Source organism: Arthrobacter sp. Y3225116, assembly GCF_059091245.1.
Window position 1 is genome coordinate 1 of the sequence record NZ_JBNHGL010000309.1, and the last position, 2,895, is coordinate 2,895.

Annotated in this window: 4 protein-coding genes; 1 reads left to right on the forward strand and 3 read right to left on the reverse strand. The window is 70.2% G+C overall.

Going from position 1 to position 2,895, the window contains the following annotated elements; genetic code table 11:
- On the reverse strand, nucleotides 1-321 hold a 321-nt coding region (locus AC5RV2_RS16590), incomplete at its 3' end, for an anti-sigma factor family protein (protein WP_494093247.1).
- An 8-nt stretch (nucleotides 322-329) separates the two neighbouring features.
- Entirely contained in the window at nucleotides 330-932 is a 603-nt protein-coding gene (gene sigE / locus AC5RV2_RS16595; RefSeq protein WP_494093250.1) for an RNA polymerase sigma factor SigE, read from the reverse strand.
- 300 nt (nucleotides 933-1,232) lie between these two features.
- Here sigE and AC5RV2_RS16600 point away from each other — a divergent pair, with 300 nt between their 5' ends.
- Nucleotides 1,233-1,865 carry an O-methyltransferase gene (locus tag AC5RV2_RS16600; protein WP_494093248.1) on the forward strand — a complete coding sequence of 211 codons (633 nt, stop codon included), beginning with the start codon at nucleotides 1,233-1,235 and terminating at the stop codon, nucleotides 1,863-1,865.
- A 51-nt stretch (nucleotides 1,866-1,916) separates the two neighbouring features.
- Here the strand turns inward: AC5RV2_RS16600 and AC5RV2_RS16605 are convergent.
- A partial coding sequence (locus AC5RV2_RS16605; RefSeq protein ID WP_494093249.1) for a leucyl aminopeptidase family protein occupies nucleotides 1,917-2,895 on the reverse strand: 979 nt, incomplete at its 5' end.

Genomic DNA, 2,895 nt, shown 5'->3' on the forward strand with positions numbered 1-2,895 from the left:
GGCACCGCCCGGCGCGGGGGTGCGCGCGTCCGCGGGTACGCCGTCGTGCCGGTTTTCCCCGGTACCGGAGGGGTCGAGGCCCAGCGGGGGGCCGGCCGGTCCGGCAGCCCCGGGCTGGCTGCAGCGCAGCAACCGCGCGGTCAGGTTGTCGTCAGGGGGCGGCACGTCCAGCGAGCGCAGGCGGTCCTGGATCCGGCGGAATTCGTCGACACTCTTGCGGCACCGCCGGCAGCGTTGAAGATGGCGTTCGAGGGCCGGGCGGCGATCATCGGAGAGTTCGCCGTCCAGGTACTCCGCCAGCTCTCTTCCCGGGTGGAGCATGGCAGCGATCAGTGGGCTCCGGCGATTCGCGGCAGTTTCAGGCGCGGGCGCTCGGTGGGATCCCGGTGCGCCAGCTTTTCGCGGAGCATGGTCCGGCCACGGTGGATCCGCGAGCGGACGGTGCCCAGCTTGACGCCAAGGGCCGCGGAGACCTCGTCATAGGACAGCCCCTCCAGGTCGCAGAGCACCACTGCGGCGCGGAAGTCCGGCGGCAGCTCTTCCAGGGCGGCCTGGACATCGATATCCAGGTTGTTGAATTCGAAGCTGCGCTCGGGGCCGGGATCCTTGCCGGGCAGCCGGGCTTCGGCTTCGTCGCTCAGTCCATCGAACCGAATCCGGCTCTTGCGCCGGGCCTGGTCCAGGAAAAGGTTGGTGGTGATCCGGTGGAGCCAGCCGTCCAGCGTGCCGGGCTTGAAGTTGTCCAGCGACCGGAAAACACGGACAAAGACTTCCTGGGTGAGGTCTTCGGCGTCGTACCGGTTGCCCGTGAGCCTGAAGGCCAAGCGGTAGACCTTGGCGGAGTGGTTGCTCACGACTTCTTCCCACGTCGGAGCGACCCACTGATCGTTGCCGGCCGCGGCGGCCGACGCGGCGTCCTGTAGCTTCGTCATCATCGTGCCCCTTCGTCGGACCGCCCGCATGCCGCCCACCTCCTGGGGGTCCGGGAATGCGGCTGCGTGCTGCCGGTCTGGCTTTCGGCGTCCCGGGTACCCATCTTGGCGCAAAAAACTGGGAGAATTCTGTAAACCGGCTGCACAAATACCGCTAAGCCCGGTCCCCCGTCTGCCCCGGCCGGCGGCAGCGTGTCCCGACGCCGGGGCACGCGCCTGATCCCGCCACCTGTGGCAGTAGGCTTGGCACTGCGGCCCTGCGCCGTTTCCCCGCAAAAGCTGAAGAGAAAGCGATATTTCATGAGTGCCGACAAGCAGACGAGTTGGTCCTACACGGAGGGGCTCCCCGCCGAGGATGACGTCTTGCTTCGGGCCCGTGAGCGTTCCCATGAACTGGGCGTTGCCGCTGTCGGCACGGGGGTCGGCGCCGCCCTGACGGTCCTCGCCGCGGGTACCAAGGCGCAGACGGTGGTGGAAATCGGTTCCGGCGCCGGTGTCTCCGGGGTCTGCCTCCTGCGCGGACTGCCGCCGGCCGCGGTGCTGACCACCATCGATGCGGACGTCGACCATCTGCGTGCGGCACGCCAGTCCTTCGTCGATGCCGGTATTCCGGGCAACCGCACCCGCACCATCTCCGGCCGCGCGGCCGACGTGCTGCCCCGGCTGACCGACAACGCCTACGACCTCGTCTTCGTCGACGCGGACAAGCCCTCGTATCCGCTGTACGTGGAGCAAGCGGTCCGGCTGCTCAAGCGCGGCGGCATGCTGATTGTCAACGACGCCCTGGACCACGACCGGGTCTCGGATCCGGCCATCCGCGAAGAATCCACCACCACGCTGCGCAAGGTCGGCAAGGCCATCCGGGACAACGACCAGCTGCTGTCCACCATCCTGCCGACCGGCGAGGGACTGCTGCTGGCCGTCAAACGCTGACCGTCCCGCGGCTCCCTGCCCGCGGGCGGCCGGCCGCCGCCCGGCCCGGTGCTAGCCGCGGTAGGAGCGCAGGAAGGACAGCAGCAGCCGGGCGCCGTACCCCGTGCCGCCCTTCGTGACCTCGGCCCGGTCGGAGTCTGCCCGGGCGGGGCCGGCGATGTCCAGATGGATCCACGGAAGGGTGCCGGTGAATTCGCGCAGGAACAGCGCCGCGGTGATCGATCCCCCGCCGACCTTCGACCGCTGGGATGCGATGTGCGAGATGTCGGCGATGCCGGATTCCAACGCGAAGCCGTATTCGGCCGCCACCTCGTCCAGCGGCATGTGCCAGACCCGCTCCCCGGTTGCCTCCCCCGCGGCTTCGAAGGCGCGCACCAGGGACGGCCGGGTACCGTACAGCGCCGCATGCTGCCTGCCCAGCCCCAGGGACGCCGCACCGGTGAGGGTGGCGATATCCACCAGGACGTCGGGCTGCAGCCGGGCGGCGGCGTAGGAGAGGCCGTCGGCCAGCACCATGCGCCCCTCCGCATCCGTGTTGCCGATCTCCACCGTGGTGCCGTCGTGGACGGTCACCACGTCGCCGGGCCGGTAAGCGTCGGCGCCGATCGCGTTCTCGGCCAGGGCGAGCAGGCCGGTGACACGGTGCGGGACGCGCAGCTCCGCCGCAGCGGCCAGCACCGCCAGCACGACGCCGGCGCCCGCCATGTCGGTCTTCATCGGCACCATCGGTTCCCGCGGCTTGAGCGACAGCCCGCCGGTGTCGAAGGTGATGCCCTTGCCGACGATGACGATGTGCCTGGTGTTCTCGCCGGCCTGTGCGGGCGTGTAGTCCAGCTGGACCAGCCTGGGCGGAGTCGGCGAGGCCGATCCCACCGCCAGCAGGCCGCCGAACCCTCCGGCAGCCAGCTGATGCTCGTCCCACGTGCGGATGCCCAGGCCCCGGGCCGCGGCGAGGCGCGCGGCCTGACCGGCCATCCACTCCGGGTTCTTCACGTTGGAGGGCATGTTCGCCAGGTCCCGTGCCAGCCAG